This is a genomic window from Actinokineospora sp. NBRC 105648 (genome assembly GCF_030269645.1).
GTDB lineage: Bacteria > Actinomycetota > Actinomycetes > Mycobacteriales > Pseudonocardiaceae > Actinokineospora.
This window is the reverse complement of the sequence record NZ_BSTR01000037.1, coordinates 29,558-46,932: the sequence shown is the minus strand read 5'-3', so window position 1 is coordinate 46,932 and position 17,375 is coordinate 29,558. Positions and strand designations below refer to the sequence as shown.

Here is a 17,375-nt window from a genome sequence, read left to right as displayed (position 1 = left end):
CCCGACGAGGCCGCCCTGCCCAGCTGGGCCACTGTGCCCGGCCTGGCCCACTGTGTGCCCGGCCTGGCAACCGTGCTGGGCAAGCCGCTCTGCTCGGCTGGGTCACTGTGCTCGGTCGGGTCACCGTGCTCGGCAAAGCCGCCCAGCCCGGCGGGTCACTGTGCCCGGCCCGGGCCTGGCAACCGTGCTCGGCAAGCCGCTCTGCCCGGCCGGGGTCACTGTGCTCGGCCACGCCGCCTTGCTGGGCCGGGTCACCGTGCTCGGCGGGGTCACTGTGCCCAGCCGGGCCACCGTGCCCAGCTGAGCCATGGTGCCCGGCCAGGCCACTGTGCTCGGCCGAACCGCTGTGCCCGGCCAAGCCGCCCTGTGCGGCTGGGTCACTGTGCTCGGTCGGGCCACTGTGCCTGGCCTAGCTGCCCTGCTTGGCCGGGTCACGGTGCTTGGCGGGGTCTCTGTGCCCAGCCGGGCCACCGTGCCGGCGGGGCCACCGTGCCGGCGGGGCCACCGTGCCGGCGGGGCCACCGTGCCCAGCTGGGCCATGGTGCCCGGCCAGGCCACTGGGGCCTGGCCAAGCCACCCTGCCCGGCTCGGTCACGGTGCTTGGCCGGGTCACCGTGCTGGCGGGGCCACCCTGCCCAGCTAAGCCATGGTGCCTGGCCGAGCCGCCGTACTCGGCTAGGCCACTGTGCCCGGCCAAGCCCGCCCTGCCCGGCGGGTCACTGCGCCCGGCCTGGCAACCATGCCCGGCCAGGCCCCCTGTCCGGCGGGGTCACTGTGCCCGGCCTGGAAACCGTGCCGGCCAGGCCGCCTTGCCCAGCCGGTCACTGTGCTCGGCGGGGGTCACCGCGCTCGGTCTGGCCACTGTGCTCGACAAGCCGCTCTGCCCGGCGGGGCCGTGCTCGGCGGGGCCATCGTGCCCGGCCGGGCCACCGTGCCCAGCTGAGCCATGGTGCCCGGTTGGGTCGCCCCGCCTAGCCGAGCCGGCGGGCCGGATCCGGGCTGATCTGACCCGGTCCGGCCCAACCGGACCCGGTCTGGCTTGGCGCAGCCCGGCTTGGTTCGACCGGGCCGACCCGCCTGGCTCAGCTCGACTCAGCTAACCGGCCAGAGTTCAACCCAGCCCTGCCCAGCCCAGCCCTGCCCGAGTCCAGCCCGCCCCAGTCCGACCAGCCCGCCCCAGTCCGACCTAGTCCGACCCAGTCCGGTTGGCTCGGCCGAGCCTGGTTGCTCGCGCCGGTTGGCCTAGTCGATCAGCTGTATCTGACCGCCGTGACCTGAGCCAGTCCGGCCGTGCCGGTTTGTCTAGCGGTCGGCCGGAGCCGACCTCGCGCTGTACGACTCAGCCTGGTCTGGCCCGGCTGAGCCGACTCCTCCGTGCCGGTTCGGCCTGGCCGACGGCTGGATCTGGCGTCCCGCCCGATCCAGCTCAGCCTGCCTGGGTGGTCTGTCCCGGCTGTAATGCCACTGGCTCCCGCAGGGGTGCGGTGGCGAACGCCTGCACGCCCTTCTCGAAGGTCACTCGCGCCTGGAAGCCCAGCAGGTCTCGGGCCTTGGCTGGGTCCGCGACCACGTGCCGCACGTCCGCGGCGCGCGCGCCGCCCACGATGCGTGGTTCTGGGCCGCCGCAAGCGTTTGCCAGCTCGCGGGCCAGGTCGCCGACCGTGTGCGGGGTGCCCGAGCACACGTTGATCGGGATCAGTTCTCCGGCCGTGCCGGGTGATTCGCAGGCCAAGAGGTTGGCCAGGGCCACGTCCGCGGAGTGGACGAAGTCTCGGCGTTGGTCACCGTCTTCGAGGACCGTCGGCGCTTCACCGCGTGCCAGCGCGGAGCGGAACAGGGAGGCGACCCCTGCGTAAGGGGTGTCTCGCGGCATCCGCGGGCCGTAGATGTTGTGGTAGCGCAAGGCCCACACGTTCCCGTCAGTCTGCCGGGCCCACGCCGACGCGAGGTGCTCCTGCGCGGCCTTGGTCGCGGCGTACGTGCTGCGCGGGTCCATGGGCGCGTCCTCTGGCACCAGGCGCGACGCGAGTTGTGCCCCGCACACCGGGCACGGCGGCTCGTAGCGGCCCGCGTCGAGGTCGACGGTGGTGCGCTTGCCGGGGCGGACGACGCCGTGCTCGGCGCACTCGTACCGGCCCTCGCCGTAGACGACCATCGACGAGGCCAGCACCAGCCGCTGGACGCCTGTCCGGTGCATCGCGGCGAGCAGCACCGCGGTGCCGAAGTCGTTGTGCGAGGCGTACTCGGGGGCGTCGGAGGGGTCGAGCCCGTGCCCGACCACGGCGGCCTGGTGGCAGACGACGTCGGTGTCGCGGAGCAGGCCGGTGAGCAGGTCGGCGTCGCGGACGTCACCGAGGACCAGGTCGTGCTCGCGGGTCCACGGTGGTGGGTCGGCGTGGCCGTGTGCCTTGTCGAGCAGGTTGTCCAGCAGGGTCACCTGGTGCCCGCGGTCGGCCATCAGGTCGGCCACGTGCGACCCGACAAACCCCGCGCCGCCGGTGATCAGTACGCGCATGCCCAGGACGTTATGGCCGGTCCCGGGGGTCTGCCGCGCGGGCGGCGCGACCGTCACAGAACCGTCAGGTTTGGCCGGTCGGACTCAGGTCACCTTCAGCGGCTCCGCCGCGCGCGGAAGGCTACGGTTGCACCCATGGAACGCAGCGCGCAGCGGCTTGGCAGGGCTCTCGTCGTGATCGTGGACGACCGGGTGGCGCACGGGGAGCACGACGACACCGTGGGCCCGCTGGTGACGGAGTTGTTGGAGGAGGCGGGCTTCATCGTCGACGGCGTCGTCCCGGTCGAGGGCGAGACGGTGGCGATCCGCAACGCGCTCAACACCGCGGTCATCGGCGGTGCCGACCTGGTGGTGACCGTCGGCGGCACCGGCGTGTCCCCGCGCGACGTCACCCCGGACGCCACCCAGGGCGTGCTCGACCGCCCGATCCCCGGCATCGCCGAGGCCCTGCGCTCCTCGGGCCTGGCCGCGGGCGCCGTCGACGCGGGCGTCTCGCGTGGTCTGGTCGGCGTGTCGGGCAGCACCCTGGTCGTCAACCTCGCAGGCTCCCGCAGCGCCGTCCGGGACGGCATGGCCACCCTGTCCGCCCTGGTGCCCTACGTCATCGGTGAGCTCTCCGGCCTCTCCGGCCTGGAAGGCAACTGACCACACCCGCCCACCTGGGCCCCAGTCGGTGTCGGGGCCCAAGGTGCGCGACCATGGCGGCCATGCCCCACCCGCCCACCCACCCTGCGGACAGCCTGCCCGCGGACGATCGACGGCCGTCCCCACCCGAGCACGACCACCGCGCCGAGCCCGCGGGGTCCTCGACGGACGCGGCACCCGCGGAGGTCCAGGCACGCGGCCGCGAACCGTTCACCGCCGCCGACTCGGCCACGGCGCCGCTCGATCCAGCGTCCCCAGCCCCCGCCCCGGCGCGGGCCCCGGCCCCGGCCCCAGCGCTGGCTTCGGCTGACCCAGCCTCAGTCACCGCGGACCAGGTGCCGGTCCCAGTCACCGCAGACCCAGTGCCGGCAGTGGACCTCGCTCCGGCCCCGAACCTGGGCGCCGGCTCTACCTCAGACCCAGACTCTTCGCCGGCCCCAGCCGTGGCTTCGCTCGCGGACTCGACCCCCGGCCTGGCCCGAGACCCAGGCCTGATCTCCGGTCCTGCTCCGCTCACAGACCCGGCTCCCGCCTTGGACTCAGATCCAGGGTCGGTCTCCGGTCTTGCTCCGTTCGCAGACCCGACTCCCGACCCAGTCCCAGACTTGGTCGCGGGTCCTTCTTCGTTCGCAGACTGGGCCTCGGACCCAGACCCAGGCTTGATCCCCAGTCCTGCTCCGGTCGCAGACTCAGCTCCCGCTTTGGACCCAGACCCAGACTTGGTCGCCGGTCCTGCTTCGTTCGCAGAATCGGCCTCGGACCCAGACCCAGGCTTCATCCCCAGTGCTGCTCCGTTCGCAGGTCCGGCCTCCGCCTTGGACCCAGGCTCGTTCTCCGGTCCTGCTTCGTTCGCAGGCCCGACCTCCGGCTTGGACACAGACCCAGGGTCGGTCGCCGGTCTTGCTTCGTTGGCAGACTCGGCCTCCGGCTTGGACCCAGACTCGAACCCAGGCTCAGTCTCAGGCCCAGCGTCGGTTCCGGCCCCGGTCCAGGACTCGACCGTTGCCCCGCCCCCGCCACCGCCACTGCCCCCGACCGTGGGCTCGGGCTCGCCCCTTGGCTCGGGTGCTGATCTGGTCCCGGTCCCGCTCACTGACCTGGGCTCGGCTCCGGTCGCTCATCCGGACCCGGCCTCAGCGGAGGGTGTGTCGGCTGAGCGGTCTTCGGTCGCTCCGTCGTCCGACGCCGGTGGTCCAAAGTCGACCGAGCCGGCCGTCGAACACCCGAAGCGCGTGGACTCGGAGCCGTCAACCGCGGCCCGTGCCTCCCGCCCACCTCGGCGCCCGACACTGGACCAGATCTTCGGCGACGTCCTCCCGGACACAACCTCCGACGAACGCGGCTCATCGGCCCCCACCTCGGACGATTGGTACGAACGCAACCGCCCACCCCACCACGGCGGCTGACGTACCCACTCGCTCAGCCACTTCTCGGCAGAGACCCACCCCACCACGGCGGCTGGCGTACCTACTCGCTCAGCCACTTCTCGGCGGAGACCTGCCTCCACCACCCTGGTCCAAGCCGACATCACCTACTCAGCCACCCAGAGCGGCGTCGCCTACGCCGCCCAACCGACCAAGGCAGGGGGCGGCTCATGGATGTCGCCCACTGCCCGTTGGTGCGTGCTTCCGTGCAGGTTGCCCTGCCGACCCCGGCCGGGTCGCGATCCGTGGATGTCGCTCCCCAATTCGTAGGGGCAATGCCGTGCACAGGCTGCCCGCCCGCCGAGCTGCCAGTACCGCTTGGGCCGCGTGGTTCCGACTATGCGACCCGTCCGCCACGCAACCCGTCCGTTCCGCGACCCGTCCGCCACCCGGTCGGTTCCGTGAAGCGGTGGGACTCGCGACGCCGTGGGCCTGTGTTGCCGGTGGGCGATGTGCACGTCTGGCCTGCTGGAAGCGTGGTGGTGAACCGGCACCGCAGAAAGTTCATCCACCACGCCGGCCCTGGCTGGGTCAGCGGCTCTGCTGCTGGCGGAGCAGGTCGCGGATCTCGGTCAGCAGTTCGACATCGGTGGGCTCGGAGGGGCCAGGCTCCTGACCGCGCTTGCGGCGTTCCTGGATGTGCTTGACCGGCAGCACGATCACGAAGTACACGATCGCGGCGACGATCACGAAGTTGACCGCGGCGTTGATCACCGTCCCGAAGTCCATGAACGTCGACGGGTTGGTCCCGATGATGCGGAACCCGAGGCCCTCCGCGGCCTTGGTGCCACCCGCGGAGTTGATCAGCGGCTTGATCAGGCCGTCGGTGAACGAGGTCACGATCGTGGTGAACGCGGCACCGATGATCACCGCGACAGCCAGGTCGATGACGTTCCCGCGCATCAGGAAGTCCTTGAAGCCCTTCAGCACGTGCGCACTCCATTCTCGGCGGGACGGTGCCGTCACCGTCCGGGATTCGGGCTACCGGAGCGTAACCGCTACCTGTTGTCCCAGAGAGACTGAGGCGACCTGTGTCGCGGAATCCCTCATCAGGGCGATGACCACCAGGCTGCCCCGGCCGCCGCCGTCCTCGGGTGGGCGCACGGTGACCACTGCCGCGTCCCTGGCCAGCACGATCGGCCGGCCGGAGTCGGGATCGCTCGTGATCACGTCGACGCGCGCGCCCGGCCGCAACAGCCCCGCGACGCCCGGGTCGGCCAACCGCACCGGGACGGCGGCGGCGTCCTCGCCCATGGTGGCGGCGATGTTCTCCCGGCCCACCAACCGAACGCCGGTGATCGGCTCACCCGGGTCGATGGCGGCGGCGGGCACCCGCCCCGGGATCTCGTCCGGATTGGCGATCGCCGAGGGCGGGCGAAGATCAGGCGGCGCGCGCACTACCCGAACATCAGCCGCGGTGAGCGCGACACCGGGTGCTAGTGCGCGGGCGGCGACCAACAAGGGAACGGAGTCGTCCGCGGGCGGCGGTCGCAATGCGATTGCGGCCGCCGGGACAACGAGCGCCGCAGCGACTATTCGGCGGAGTGTTATCGCGCGCGGCAGGGGCGGGAGCAGGGCGCGCAGGCGGCTGAGGTCGGGTCGGAACATCGGATTCTCCCTGGTCGGATCGGTGATGATTCGACTTTAGGTGGGGAATCCGATGTTCGGCACCCGGTGTTTTCGAACTGTGGACGGGGCCGCTGATTGTGGATAAGTGCGGCCCTGTGCACAACTCAGGACGCCTTTGCCGCCGTTCCGCCACCATTGGACTTGGCGGGAGCCGCGGGCGTTGACGTGGGAGTCGCCGCCGGAGTCGACGGCGTGGGAGAAGAGGAAGGAGTCGACGATGACTCGGTCTTGGTCGTCGCGTCCGTTTTGGCGCCGCTCGTGGCCTTGGTGCCGGAGCGGCTGTCGTTGCGGTAGAAGCCGCTCCCCTTGAAGACCACGCCCACGGAGCCGTAGAGCTTGCGCAGGCGGCCGGAGCACTCCGGGCACTCGGACAGCGCCGAGTCGGTGAACGACTGCACCGCCTCGAAGCGGTGCTCGCATGCCGTACATGCGTACTGGTACGTGGGCACGAGGGCTCCCTTTCGAAACCTGGCACTCGGTCGGCGAGAGTGCCAACCGATTCTGCGGCAACGCGCAGGCGGAGCGCAAATATTCCAGCAAGAAGTCACACCCGCTCGGGCGGCCCCACCTATCGGGGCCGGCTTGGTCCCGGGCCCGGGCACAGCCGGTGAGCAGGGCAGATGTGAAGGAGGGAGCTTCTGGCGAGTGGCGTTCGCACCCGGTGGTGACCGGGCTGGGGCAGGTCGGCGGACTCAACCGGACCGAACCGGGCTCACGCTGGACCTAGCCGGGCCGACCGGACCGAACACCGCCGGACCGGACCTGGTTAGCGCTGGACCGAACCGGCCCGGCCGGACCAACCTGGCCGGACCAACCTGGCCGGACCAACCCGGACCGGTCCGGACCCGGCCAGACCGGATCCGGCTAGCCGGACCGGGCCTAGCCGCACCGGGCCGGAGCTGGCCGGGCCGGACCTGGCCGAGTTGCGGTGGGATCTTTGGCCGCGCTGGCGGGGACCTGGCCGGACTGGCGGGGACTTGGCCGTGCCGGATCGAACCTGGCTGGACGCGGCTGGGCCTGCCAGGACCAGACCTGCCAGGACCAGACCTGCCAGGACCAGACCCGGTGGGGCTTGATCAGTGCTGGCTGGACCTGGCCTGACCCGCCTCCTTGCCCCTGGTCGGGCTGGATCGGGGGCCGCACCTCAACCGATCGGCTGGAACGGGTCGGGTTGGTCGGACGTGGCTGGGCCTGGCCCCATCCCGCTGAGGCGGGGTGGACTGGACTCGGCCGGAGTGGGCTCGCGTTGGACTGGGCCTGTGCTGGCTGGCCTGGGTCGGGCTGGCTGAGCTGGGTCGGGCCGGCTGGGCTGGGTCAGGCTGGGTCAGGCTGGGCGGGGCAGGTCTGGACCTGGCCTAGGCTGACTGGGGCCGGGTCGACCCTGGGGCTGACCGGGCCACTGCCGCGGGGCCGTTACGAGGGAGGAATCACAGAGGCCGTGGTGTGCAGGCTGCGCTGTGGGTGGAACAGGCGTGACGAACGGAGGTGGGTCAGCGGAGGCGGAGGAGGCCTCGGGTCGGGGTGAGGACTCCGCTCATGCGCACGTCGTGGGGTTCGGCCGGGAGGACGTCGAAGAGCTCCGGGTCGCGCACCACGGCGATCAGCGGCGTGTCCGGGGCCGCCAGGGACAACGACCGGTCGTAGTAGCCGGCGCCGCGGCCCAGGCGGGTGCCGTGGCGGTCCACGGCCAGGGCCGGGACCAAGACCACGTCGGCGATTCGCAGGGCTGCCTCGCCGAGGCGTTCGCCGATGGGTTGGCGGAGGCCGTACGGGCCGGGGCGGAGGAACTCGTGGCCGTCGTACCAGGCCCAGTCCAGCGGCCCGGCCCCCGCGACGATCGGCAGCAGGATGCGCACGCCGTGCTCGGCGACCTCGTCGAGCATCTGGACCGACCCCGGCTCCGAGCCGATCGGCACGTAGGCGCACAGCGTCTGACCGCGGCTGACGACCCGGCCGCTGGTCAGCAGCGCCGTGAGCTGCATCGCCTCGTCGAAGCGGACGCTCGCGGGCACGCGCCGCCGCTCCGCGAGCAGCGCGCGGCGCCATTGGTCCTTGGTCCATGCGCGCGTCGCATCGAGATCACTCCCAGGCCCGGCCACACGTCGAGGTTAGGCTCCGTGTCCATGAGCGTGTCGACCGCATTCACCGCCGCCATCGTGCCCGCGGCGGGCCTGGGCACCCGGTTCCTGCCCACCACCAAGGCCGTGCCGAAGGAGCTCCTGCCGGTGGTGGACACCCCCGGCATCGAGTACGTGGCCGCCGAGGCCGCCGAGGCCGGGGCCACCCGACTGATCATCGTCACCTCACCCGGCAAGGACGCCGTCGCGCAGTACTTCCAGCCGCGGCCCGACCTGGAGAAGACCCTGGAGGAGCGCGGCAAGACCGACCTGCTGGCCAAGGTCCGCCGGGCCCCCGCCCTGCTCGAGGTCGAGACCGCCATCCAGGAGCAGGCGCTCGGCCTCGGCCACGCCGTCGGCTGCGCCGAGGGCAACCTGCGCCCCGAGGACGAGGCCGTCGCCGTCCTGCTCCCCGACGACCTCGTCCTGCCCACCGGCGTGCTCACCCGGATGGCCGCCGTCCGCGCGGAGAAGGGCGGCACGGTCCTGTGCGCCTTCGACATCCCGCGCGCCGAGATCTCCGCCTACGGCGTCTTCGACGTGGAGGACACCGACGACGCCGACGTCAAGAAGGTCAACGGCATGGTGGAGAAGCCACCGGCCGACCAGGCCCCGTCCACCTTCGCCGCGGCGGGCCGCTACCTGCTCGACCGGGCGATCTTCGACGCGCTGCGGCGCATCACCCCCGGCGCGGGCGGCGAGCTCCAGCTCACCGACGCCATCGCCCTGCTGATCGCCGACGGCCACCCCGTGCACGTGGTCGTGCACCGCGGCGGGCGGCATGACCTGGGCAATCCTGGCGGGTTCCTGCGCGCCGCCGTGGACTTCGCGCTCGACCATCCGGAGTATGGGCCGGGGCTGCACCAGTGGCTCCGGGAACGAATCAGCGCAGAGTAGACGAACAAAAGGTAACCGGATGAGGTCTGTCGACGAGCAACTCGCCAGGGCACTGGCGGCCGCGGTCCGCCCCGCCCCGGTGCGGGTGGCCATCTCCGAGGCGCAGGGTTTGCTCTGCGCCGAGGAGGTGGTGGCCGAGCGCGCCCTGCCGGGGTTCGACCAGGCCGCGGTCGACGGCTACGCCGTGCGCAGCGTCGACACACAGGGCGCGGGCAGCGAGCCGGTAGTGCTACCTGTCGTCGGTGAGATCCCCGCCGGTTCGCGCCAGCCGAGCAGGTTGCAGCCGGGGCAGGCCGTGCGGGTGGCGACCGGCGCGCCGCTGCCCACGCTGGCCGACGCGGTGGTCCCGGTGGGTTTCACCGACGGCCACCACTCCCGGGTCACCGTCAACCAGCCGGTTCCCTCGGCGGGTTACGTCCGGCGCACCGGTGAGGACGTGCAGACCGGTGACGTGGCCGTGCGCCGCGGTTCGGTCATCGGCTCGGCCCAGGTGGGGCTGCTCGCCGCGGTCGGGCGGTCCAAGGTGCTGGTCTACCCGCGGCCGCGGGTGTCGATCATCTCCGTGGGCGACGAGCTGGTCGACATCGACCGAACCCCTGGCCAGGGGCAGGTCTACGACGTCAACTCCTACTCCTTGGCCGCCGCGGCGCGCGACGCGGGCGCGGAGGTCAACCGCGTCGGGATCGTGCCCAGCGACGCCAAGCGGCTGCGCGAGGTGGTGGAGAGCAGGCTGCTGCTGGCCGAGATCGTGGTGATCGCGGGCGGCGTCGGTGGCGAGCTCTCGCACGAGGTCCGCGCCGCCATCCTCGAGCTCGGCGAGATCGACCTCACCCGGGTCGCCATGCACCCCGGTTCGGTGCAGGGCTTCGGCAGGCTCGGCCCGGACGCGGTGCCCACGTTCCTGCTGCCGGGCAACCCGATAGGCGCGCTGGTCGTGTTCGAGGTGATGGTGCGTCCCCTGATCCGCGCGGCCCAGGGCAAGCGCAACCCGCACCGGCGGGTCGTCTCCGCGCGGCTGCTCTCGCCGATCACCTCCACCAAGGGCAGGCGCGGCTACCTGCGCGGTCAGCTGCTGCGCGACGAGTCCAACGGCGAGTACCTGGTGCAGCCGCTGGGCAACTCCGGGTCGCACCTGCTCGCCTCGCTGGCCGAGGCCAACTGCCTGGTCCTGGTCGGCGACGACACCACCGACGTCGCGGTCGGCGAGCAGGTCCAGGTGACCTTCCTCGCACAGCGTGGCTAGCCCGCAGGCAGCCGGTCGGCACCCCGGTTGGCCCGCGCGCCTGGGCCCGCTGCGGGTGCCCGCCGGGGTGGTGGAGCTGCGCGGGCCGCGGCTGTTCGACGGCGGCGCGTGGAGCCGGGTCCGGTTGCGCGACCAGGCCCACCTGGAGAAGTGGGAACCGACCGCGCCGGGCGACTGGGCCGAGCGCAACGCCACCATCGCCTGGCCCGGCCAGTGGTCCACGCTGCGCGCGCTGGCCCGGCGCGGGATGTCGCTGCCGTTCGTGATCACGGTGGACGGCCGGTTCGCGGGCCAGGTCACAGTGGGCAATGTCATCCGGGGCTCGCTGTGCTCGGCGTGGGTCGGCTACTGGGTGGCCGCCGACCTCGCGGGCGGGGGTGTCGCGACGGCGGCGACCGCGCTCGTGGTCGACCACTGCCTCGGCGTGGCGGGGCTGCACCGGATCGAGGCCACCGTGCGCCCGGAGAACGCCGCCAGCCTGCGGGTGCTGGGCAAACTGGGCTTCCGCGAGGAGGGCCTGTTCCGCCGCTACCTCGACGTCGCGGGCGACTGGCGCGACCACCTGTGCCTCGCACTGACCACAGAGGACATTCCGGCCGGCCTGGTGCCGGGCTTGCTGGCCTGCGGGAAAGCCAGCCTCCCATAACGGTTTCACGTTCTGCGGCCGGTGAAGTTTGATCACACCCGTTACGGGGAACGGTCCACAAGCGAACTACCCGATCGAGTGGGTGGGGTCGGCGCGCCTCCGCCACGGGTGTGACTGTTGTGACTAACGTGGCGAACGAAGGACGCGCGCGGAGCCAAGCGAACGGGGAGGTGCCGGGACATGCCGAGCTCGTTGATCGTGGTCGGGCTCGTGGTGGCGTGGCTCGTCGTCCTCGTCCCCATGGTGGTCCGCAAGCGCCAGGAGATCGCTCGCACGGCCGACTCCGCGCTCGCCGCGCGCGTCGTGCACAGCGGTAGTTCGCACGACCTCGACGCCGACGACCTCGCGGCCGACGACGACGAGGAGGACACCCGGGAGGACCTCGTCATGCGCGACAGCACCGACGGTGCGGACCTCGACGAGGACCCCTCGACCGACGAGGCACCCGTGACCGCCCGCCGCTACCGGCCCGGCCGCGGTGGCTTCGACCCGGAGGCCGCCGCCCGCGCCGCCCGGGCCAAGTACGCCTTCCGCCAGCGCGTCGTGCTGCTCGTGATCATCGCCGCGGTCGCCACCGCCATCACCGCCGCGGTGGCGCTCCCCGCGCTGTGGTGGGTGCACGGCGCCCTCGACGTCGGCCTGGTCGGCTACCTGACCTACCTGCGCAGGCAGGTCCGCATCGAGGAGGAGATCCGCCAGCGCCGCGCGGCCCGCCTCGGCTCGGTGCGCCGCTCGCACGCCCGCCCGGCCACCGAAGAGGACTTCGACGCCGACGAGCCGCTCCGCCGCGAACACGTCACCACCATCCCCGCGCGCGTCGTCCACCCGGGCACCGTCGTCGTCGAACTCGACGACGAGGACCCCTGGTTCGACGAGCTCGGTGAGCCCGGCATGCCGCACTACCGCCGGGCGGTCGGTGAATGAAGGACCCCGTGACAGGGGGCGTGCTCGCGGGCTGCTAAGCTTCCCGAGCACAACCAAGGGGCTGTAGCGCAGTTGGTAGCGCGTCTCGTTCGCATCGAGAAGGTCAGGGGTTCGATTCCCCTCAGCTCCACAAGTGGGAGGCTCGTGCTCGCAAAGAGCGCGAGCCTTTCTTGTTCCGCGTGTTCTTTGGGGGCCGAGCCCCCAAGCCCCAGCCGGGGGCGTGCCCCCGGACCCCCGGTCGTGGTCGCGTCGGGTGGGTCGAGGTTCGAGTAAGTTGCCGGCAGTCCCTGCATTCGTGGCCCGTGCCGTAAAGGGGCGCGGGCGTTTCGCGTGTCTTGTGGGGGTGCAGCCCCCCCACGGCCTGTCCGGGGGCCTCGCATTCGTGGCCCGAGGTGGTTGCGTTGGGTGGGAACCGGTCGGGCGGGAGTGTTGTGGGTTTTAATGTTGGGTGTGGGTTGGTTTAGGCGGGATAGGCGGGATAGGCGGGGTGGGGGTGCGCCTGGGGTGCTTCCGCTTAGTGGTGGTGAGTTGGAGTGGGTGTCGGCCACTCTGGTGGCTCTTGGTGACTTGGGTGTTGACGTTGCCGATGTTGAGCAGTTGGGCGCCTTGTACGACTCGCAGCTTGGTGAGTGGGGGGTGGGTGGGGAGCACTTTGGCTTGGACCCGAATCCGACCATCAACCTGATCGGGATTGGGCTGGGGGAACACCTGGTGCGGCGTTGTGGTCTGCGCTGGGTGGTGGCCACGGACGAGCAGGGTGCTGAGATCGCTGTGCATGGTGCACCTGGTGATGTGTTGATCTACCCGACGAACGTGGTTGCGAAGCGTTGGGTCGCTCGGGAGCGGGGGTTCCTCCCGGGGTTCGCAGACCAGATCGCGCAACGGGTCGAGGAGATCCGGCGGGCGGGTTCGTGAGAGGTGGGCCGGCACCAGGTGGTCGGTCACCCGCTTCGTGTGCTCTTTGATCAGCCGAAGGTGGAGTGGGTGCGCCAGAGGTCGACGATGGTCGTGTCGCCCTCGATGGTGACTGTGTTGCCGCGGCCGTACAGGTAGGTCAGCAGGTTGGTGAGGGTGCCGTGCACGGTCGCCGTGGCGGTTTGGTCGCTGGGCTTGCAGACCAGGGCCGTGCCGGTGAGGTCGATGAACCAGGCGGTCGTGTCGGTGGTGAAGCGGATGGTTCGGTGGGGGCCGAGCAGGGCGCGGCGCTCGGGGTAGATCTCCAGCATCTCCGGGCGGGTGGCCAGGTCGAAGAACTCCTGGATCGCGTCGGCCGCCACCTCTGGCGCCACGGCGAACGGGGTGCCGGTGGCCAGGGTCGCGTCCGCTCGGTGGATCAGGGTCTCGTGGGCGAATCGGCGGGCGAGGAAGCTCGTGGTGCCGTTGGGGAACGGCGTCCAGACATCGGTACCGGCGCCTGCGTCGGTAAGAGCGGCGGATAGCGCTACCGCCTGCTTGTTGATCCAGGTGCCCAGTTCGGTGGCCTGGTGGTCTGTGTGTTTCGGGAGGGCGCGGAAGTGGGTGTCGGACGGCGGCTCTTGCGACCGGGTCCGCACGATCGTCTCGGCCCAGGAGAGCGCGCCGCCGAGGTGGCGGAGGAGTTGGCCGAGGTTCCAGTCCGGGCAGGACGGCACCGGGGCCGCGAGGTCCGCGTCGACGAGGGCGGGGTGGAGCAGGTGGGCCTGGGTGACGATCTCCGCGCAGTGGCGGGCGTAGGTCAGCGGCGGGATCTTGTCGGTCACGGTGGTCCTTACCTCGACGGGGTGGTCGTTACCAAGACGGAGCCGACTGCGCGATCTTGACACCGTACGGCGGGTGGACAGCGGATCGCACCGGCGTCAGGCTAGGGCTCGACTCGATCTTGTGGGGGTGCGGTGGCGGAGACCTGGATCCCGCGCGGGCGGCCGGACGCCTCCGCCGTGACGGGGGTGCTCTTCGCGCTCCCGGCGTTCGCGAGCAGCCTGGTGGTCGTCGCGCTGGTGGCCCGTCTGATCTGGCCGTCGACGACCTGGGCGGTCTGGCTGGTGGTCGGTCTGTGGGTGCTCTCCGGCGCCGCGACGTTCCTGCCGTGGGTCGAGAAAGCGCTCGCCCGGGCCATGTTCGACATGCGCCGCCCGACCGCGGCCGAGCTGCGCAGGCTCGGGCCGCACTGGGCGGCCGTGTGCGGGTCGGCCGGGGTGGACAGCGCGCGGTACACCCTTTGGGTCGAGCAGTCCCGCGACCTCAACGCGTTCGCCGCGGGCGGTCGTACCGTCGCGGTCACCCGCCGCGCACTGGACCTGCCGCCGTACGCGCTGGAGGCGATCCTGGCGCACGAGTTGGGGCACCACCTGTCCGGCCACTCCCGGGTCTCGCTGCTGGCCTGGTGGTACGAGCTCCCCGCGCGGGGAGCGATCTTCCTGGTCGCACTCGCCATGCGGGTCGTCCTGTTCGTCGGCAACGTCTTCGCCCGGTTCGGCAGCGCCGCGGGCGCGCTCGCCGCGTCCCTGCTGTCGCTCGTGATCCTCGCGGGGATGGTGTGGCTGAACCCGTGGTTGCTGCTGATGCCGCTGGTCAGCCCGCTGATGGCCTGGTCGAGCAGGCTCGGCGAGTACCGGGCGGACGCCACCGCGGCCCGGCTGGGCTACGGGCCCGCGCTGGTCGACGTCCTCTCCGGCCTGCTGACCGCCGAGCAGCGCACCCGCAGGCCGCTGCGGGTCCGGATGCTGGCCACCCACCCGGCTGCCGCCGAGCGGATCCGCCGATTGCGGAGCGCGATCTGAGGTTGCGCCGATAGTGTGACGGCATGGGGGTTGTGCGGCGGACGCCGTTCGCCGCGGTCGCGTTGGCTATCGGTTTCGTGCTGCTCGCGGTCGCGTACTGGCTCAACGGTCGCGGGCTGGGGGTAGATAGCTCGGTCTACCGCGCGGGCGCGTTGACGCTCTTACACGGGGATTCGCTCTATGCGCCGCTCACCACCGGTGAGGCGTGGGCGCCGCAGTTGCCGTTCACCTACCCGCCGATCGCGGGACTGGTGTTCGTGCCGCTGATCGCCTTGCCCGCGCAGCTCGCGTGGGGCGTGCTCGCCGCGCTGTCGACGCTCGCGCTCGGGTTCGTGCTCCACGAGAGCCTCCCGGAGCGGCTCCGGATCAGCTGGCGGTTCGGCCTGCTGCTGCTCGGCACGCTCCTGCTCGAGCCGGTGTGGCGGTCGCTCGGCCTGGGCCAGGTCAACGTGATCCTGATGGCGATGGTCGTCGCCGATGTGCTGCTGCTGCGCGGACGGCGCTACACCGGCCTGCTCATCGGGGTGGCCGCGGCGGTGAAACTGACTCCGTTGATCTTCATCGCGCACCTGGTGCTGACCAGGCGCTGGGCCGACGCCGCCCGCGCGCTGGGCACCTTCGTCGGGCTGAACCTGCTGGCCGCGCTCGTGCTGCCCGCGGACACGGTCCGGTTCTGGACCGAGGCGCTGATCGACGGCAACGACGCCACCACCAACTCGTGGATCGGCAACCAATCCCTCAACGGCTTCTTCCAGCGGCTGACCGGCGAAGGCCACGCTGCCCTGGTCCTCTACGCCGTCTCCGCCCTGGTCGTGCTCGCCTTAGGTGCATTGGTTGTCTTGCGGCTGCACTCGCAAGAGGACCACCTGGGTGCTCTATTGGTGACGGCGTTCACTGGCCTGTTGGTCAGTCCGGTCTCGTGGACACATCACTGGGTCTGGGTCGTCCCGCTGGCCGGGTACCTCTTAGCGCGTGGCAACTACTGGACCCTCTTAGCGCTGGCCGCCGTGTTCACGGGCTGGCAGTTCGGTCTCGTCCCGAGCGGGAACAAGAGCGAGCTGCGCTGGACTCTGCCGGACGAACTCCTGGGCAACGCCTACTTCCTGCCCGCTCTGGTGGCCACGCCGGTAGTCGTGATACTTGCGCTGCGCGGGCGTGCTCGCCGTGCTGAGGTGGTGGCAGGTTTCGCGGCGGCGAGGAGATGATGGTCTTGGCAGCGGACGCGCTCACGGTGGACGTCGCGGTGGTCGGGCTCGGCCCCGGCGGCGAGGCGCTGGCCACCCGGCTGGCCCAGGCCGGGCTGTCGGTGGCGGGCATCGAGTCCCGCCTGGTCGGCGGCGAGTGCCCGTACTACGCCTGCGTGCCGACCAAGGCCATGATCCGCGCCGCCGACGTGCTGGCCGAGGCCAGGCGGGTCCCCGACTTCGCGGGCACCGCGGAGGTGCACGCCGACTGGGGCAAGGTCGCTGCCCGGGTGCGCGAGGAGATCACCGACAACTGGGACGACCAGGTGGCGGTTGATCGTCTGGTGGCCGCCGGCGTCGAGGTCGTGCGTGGGCGGGCTCGGATCACCGCGCGCGGTGAGTTGGACGTCGACGGGCGGGTCGTCCGCGCGCGGCGGGGCATCGTGCTCAACCCGGGTACCGACCCGGCAGTGCCACCGGTGCCAGGTCTGGCTGACACGCCTCTGTGGACTAACCGGGAGGCGGTTAAAGCTACCGTTGTCCCCGAGTCTCTTATCGTCATCGGTGGCGGGCCGGTGGGCTGCGAGTTCGCCCAGGTCTTCTCGCGCTTCGGCGCCAAGGTGACGCTGTTGCAGTCCAACGAGCGCCTGCTGCCCGGTGACGAGCCGGAGTCGGGCGCACTGCTGGCCGAACGGTTCGCCGCCGAGCACATCCTGGTCAAGACCGGCGTGAAGATCACCTCCGCGGCGCACGACGGGCAGCGGTTCACCCTGGAGCTCGACGGCCAAGACCCGGTCAGCGCCGCTCAGGTGCTCGTCGCGGCCGGGCGCCGGTCCGACCTGGGCGCGCTGGGCATCGGTGTCTACGGGCTCGACGAGTCCGGCCGCGGTGTGACCGTGGACAAGCACCTGCGGGCCGCCGACGGGCTTTGGGCCATCGGCGACATCACCGGCGAGGGCGCCTTCACGCACATGTCCATGTACCAGGCCACGATCGCGGCGGACGACATCCTCGGCGTGGACAACCCGGGCGCGGTCTACCGAGCGGTGCCGAGGGTTACCTTCACCGACCCGGAGATCGGCTCGGTCGGCCTGACGGAGGCCGCCGCGCGCGACAAGGGCTTGAACGTGCGTACGGGTATCGCTCAGATCTCTTCGTCTACCCGTGGCTTCTTGCACAAGGCGGATGGCGTGATCAAGCTGATCGAGGACGCTGACCGAGGTGTCCTCGTCGGTGCGACCTCGGCGGGACCCACGGGCGGAGAGGTGTTGGGCGCCTTGGTCGTGGCGGTCCACGCGCAGGTCCCGGTAGACGAGTTGCGTCGGATGATCTACGCCTACCCGACTTTTCACCGCGCTATCGAGACCGCTCTCGCAGACCTGCGCTCCTAAG

General features: G+C 71.5%; 16 protein-coding genes and 1 tRNA gene. 11 read left to right on the top strand and 6 right to left on the bottom strand.

Annotation, left to right across the window (positions count from 1 at the left end; translation table 11 throughout):
- The first annotated feature begins 160 nt into the window (after nt 1-160).
- Complete coding sequence (locus tag QSK30_RS26610; RefSeq protein ID WP_285506836.1) at nt 161-304, top strand: hypothetical protein; 144 nt, start codon at nt 161-163, stop codon at nt 302-304.
- A gap of 1,122 nt (nt 305-1,426) precedes the next feature.
- On the opposite strand, the gene QSK30_RS26605 is transcribed toward QSK30_RS26610, so the two are convergent.
- A complete protein-coding gene (locus QSK30_RS26605; RefSeq protein ID WP_285506834.1) occupies nt 1,427-2,515 on the bottom strand; it encodes an NAD-dependent epimerase/dehydratase family protein in 1,089 nt (362 codons plus the stop codon).
- A gap of 135 nt (nt 2,516-2,650) precedes the next feature.
- On the opposite strand from QSK30_RS26605, the gene QSK30_RS26600 reads away from it, so the two are divergent.
- Nucleotides 2,651-3,160, top strand: a complete 510-nt coding sequence (locus QSK30_RS26600) for a MogA/MoaB family molybdenum cofactor biosynthesis protein (protein ID WP_285506832.1) — start codon at nt 2,651-2,653, stop codon at nt 3,158-3,160.
- Between the two features lie 1,955 nt (nt 3,161-5,115).
- Here the strand turns inward: QSK30_RS26600 and mscL are convergent.
- From mscL to QSK30_RS26580, 4 genes are all read right to left on the bottom strand, one after another.
- On the bottom strand, nt 5,116-5,514 hold the full coding sequence (gene mscL / locus QSK30_RS26595; protein ID WP_285506830.1) for a large-conductance mechanosensitive channel protein MscL: 399 nt from the start codon (nt 5,512-5,514) through the stop codon (nt 5,116-5,118).
- Nucleotides 5,515-5,565: 51 nt separating this feature from the next.
- Nucleotides 5,566-6,192: a Flp pilus assembly protein CpaB gene (gene cpaB / locus QSK30_RS26590; RefSeq protein ID WP_285506828.1), complete on the bottom strand. Its 627-nt coding sequence runs from the start codon at nt 6,190-6,192 to the stop codon at nt 5,566-5,568.
- A 125-nt stretch (nt 6,193-6,317) separates the two neighbouring features.
- Nucleotides 6,318-6,662, bottom strand: coding sequence for an FmdB family zinc ribbon protein (locus QSK30_RS26585; protein ID WP_285506827.1), 345 nt, complete (start codon nt 6,660-6,662; stop codon nt 6,318-6,320).
- Between the two features lie 1,041 nt (nt 6,663-7,703).
- The gene (locus QSK30_RS26580; protein ID WP_285506826.1) at nt 7,704-8,312 is read right to left on the bottom strand and encodes a 5-formyltetrahydrofolate cyclo-ligase; all 609 of its coding nucleotides are present in this window, start codon (nt 8,310-8,312) and stop codon (nt 7,704-7,706) included.
- Between the two features lie 24 nt (nt 8,313-8,336).
- Between QSK30_RS26580 and QSK30_RS26575 the strand changes: the two genes are divergently transcribed.
- The 6 genes from QSK30_RS26575 (at nt 8,337) to QSK30_RS26550 (ending at nt 12,955) form a co-directional block, all read left to right on the top strand.
- Complete coding sequence (locus tag QSK30_RS26575; RefSeq protein ID WP_285506825.1) at nt 8,337-9,227, top strand: UTP--glucose-1-phosphate uridylyltransferase; 891 nt, start codon at nt 8,337-8,339, stop codon at nt 9,225-9,227.
- Nucleotides 9,228-9,246: 19 nt separating this feature from the next.
- Complete coding sequence (gene glp / locus QSK30_RS26570) at nt 9,247-10,470, top strand: molybdotransferase-like divisome protein Glp (protein ID WP_285506823.1); 1,224 nt, start codon at nt 9,247-9,249, stop codon at nt 10,468-10,470.
- Nucleotides 10,463-11,116, top strand: a complete 654-nt coding sequence (locus tag QSK30_RS26565; protein WP_285506821.1) for a GNAT family N-acetyltransferase — start codon at nt 10,463-10,465, stop codon at nt 11,114-11,116. Before glp ends, QSK30_RS26565 begins: the two co-directional genes overlap by 8 nt.
- A 180-nt stretch (nt 11,117-11,296) precedes the next feature.
- Nucleotides 11,297-12,040 carry a divisome protein SepX/GlpR gene (sepX, locus tag QSK30_RS26560; protein ID WP_285506819.1) on the top strand — a complete coding sequence of 248 codons (744 nt, stop codon included), beginning with the start codon at nt 11,297-11,299 and terminating at the stop codon, nt 12,038-12,040.
- A gap of 57 nt (nt 12,041-12,097) precedes the next feature.
- Nucleotides 12,098-12,170: transfer RNA gene (locus tag QSK30_RS26555), tRNA-Ala, on the top strand.
- A gap of 407 nt (nt 12,171-12,577) precedes the next feature.
- Nucleotides 12,578-12,955, top strand: coding sequence for a DUF3806 domain-containing protein (locus QSK30_RS26550; protein ID WP_285506818.1), 378 nt, complete (start codon nt 12,578-12,580; stop codon nt 12,953-12,955).
- 50 nt (nt 12,956-13,005) lie between these two features.
- Here QSK30_RS26550 and QSK30_RS26545 read toward each other — a convergent pair whose 3' ends face one another.
- The gene (locus tag QSK30_RS26545) at nt 13,006-13,779 is read right to left on the bottom strand and encodes a maleylpyruvate isomerase family mycothiol-dependent enzyme (RefSeq protein WP_285506817.1); all 774 of its coding nucleotides are present in this window, start codon (nt 13,777-13,779) and stop codon (nt 13,006-13,008) included.
- 132 nt (nt 13,780-13,911) lie between these two features.
- On the opposite strand from QSK30_RS26545, the gene QSK30_RS26540 reads away from it, so the two are divergent.
- Genes QSK30_RS26540 through QSK30_RS26530 form a run of 3 tightly spaced genes read left to right on the top strand, consistent with a single transcriptional unit; the run spans nt 13,912 to nt 17,374 of the window.
- Nucleotides 13,912-14,799, top strand: a complete 888-nt coding sequence (locus tag QSK30_RS26540; protein ID WP_285506815.1) for a M48 family metalloprotease — start codon at nt 13,912-13,914, stop codon at nt 14,797-14,799.
- A 23-nt stretch (nt 14,800-14,822) separates the two neighbouring features.
- Nucleotides 14,823-16,004, top strand: coding sequence for a glycosyltransferase 87 family protein (locus QSK30_RS26535; protein ID WP_285506813.1), 1,182 nt, complete (start codon nt 14,823-14,825; stop codon nt 16,002-16,004).
- Nucleotides 16,001-17,374 carry a dihydrolipoyl dehydrogenase family protein gene (locus tag QSK30_RS26530; protein ID WP_352231626.1) on the top strand — a complete coding sequence of 458 codons (1,374 nt, stop codon included), beginning with the start codon at nt 16,001-16,003 and terminating at the stop codon, nt 17,372-17,374. Before QSK30_RS26535 ends, QSK30_RS26530 begins: the two co-directional genes overlap by 4 nt.
- Nucleotide 17,375 lies beyond the last annotated feature (1 nt).

Bases quoted from the DNA above. Each gene is read 5' to 3' on its own strand.
- sepX (WP_285506819.1), top strand. From the start codon at position 11,297: ATGCCGAGCTCGTTGATCGTGGTCGGGCTCGTGGTGGCGTGGCTCGTC.
- glp (WP_285506823.1), top strand. From the start codon at position 9,247: ATGAGGTCTGTCGACGAGCAACTCGCCAGGGCACTGGCGGCCGCGGTC.
- QSK30_RS26575 (WP_285506825.1), top strand. From the start codon at position 8,337: ATGAGCGTGTCGACCGCATTCACCGCCGCCATCGTGCCCGCGGCGGGC.
- QSK30_RS26600 (WP_285506832.1), top strand. From the start codon at position 2,651: ATGGAACGCAGCGCGCAGCGGCTTGGCAGGGCTCTCGTCGTGATCGTG.
- cpaB (WP_285506828.1), bottom strand. From the start codon at position 6,192: ATGTTCCGACCCGACCTCAGCCGCCTGCGCGCCCTGCTCCCGCCCCTG.
- QSK30_RS26535 (WP_285506813.1), top strand. From the start codon at position 14,823: ATGGGGGTTGTGCGGCGGACGCCGTTCGCCGCGGTCGCGTTGGCTATC.
- QSK30_RS26605 (WP_285506834.1), bottom strand. From the start codon at position 2,515: ATGCGCGTACTGATCACCGGCGGCGCGGGGTTTGTCGGGTCGCACGTG.
- QSK30_RS26530 (WP_352231626.1), top strand. From the start codon at position 16,001: ATGATGGTCTTGGCAGCGGACGCGCTCACGGTGGACGTCGCGGTGGTC.